The following is a 606-nucleotide window of genomic DNA, read 5'->3' as shown; positions in this document are numbered from 1 at the left end:
TCCCAAAACGGCATCGTGATGATATTCGGTATCTCTTTTCCCTCTTGAAATGCTGTCATATTCACTGCAATCGATCCTAATAAGAGCGGCTCCCGGATCGGCTTAATCATCTGGCTGCCATGAATGCCGATCACCCAGAAAAATTGCGCAACAAACATCAACGTTAAAATCCCAGGCAGCCCCTGTACAACACTTTCTAACGGACGCTGCACCACGTTATACACTGCTTCATGCAAATAAATGCCTGTCAACCGGTGAAATGCAAAGCCGAATGAGCTAATGATTGTAATTGTAATGATCGATGGGAAAAGTGACGAAAAAGACGTTGCCACATTCGACGGAACCGAATCCGGCATCTTGATTTGCAGCCATTTCACCTCGGTCAGCTTACAAAAAATCTCCACAGATACGATCGCAATGATCATCCCTAAAAATAAGCTTTTTGGATCAGAAAATTGTCTTGCCAACACGTCAACAACCTCACGCATCGATCCATCGACTTCAAGTAGAAGTGTCGTTGGAATAACAGATATAAATGAAATCAATGCCATCAATCCTGGAAACAGAGACTTGTGACCGTTGATTTTCCCAAGCTCAATCCCAATG

1 protein-coding gene is annotated in these 606 nt (G+C 43.6%); it reads right to left on the bottom strand.

Annotated elements, in window-relative coordinates; genetic code table 11:
* Nucleotides 1–606, bottom strand: a 606-nt coding sequence (locus tag BJU60_RS14825; RefSeq protein ID WP_141737258.1) for a PTS transporter subunit EIIC, incomplete at both ends; no start/stop codon positions are given.

Origin of the sequence: Exiguobacterium aurantiacum (assembly GCF_001766415.1) — a bacterium.
GTDB classification, from domain to species: domain Bacteria; phylum Bacillota; class Bacilli; order Exiguobacteriales; family Exiguobacteriaceae; genus Exiguobacterium; species Exiguobacterium aurantiacum_A.
The sequence above is the reverse complement of the archived record's forward strand: the minus strand, read 5'-3'. Positions and strand labels throughout refer to the sequence as shown.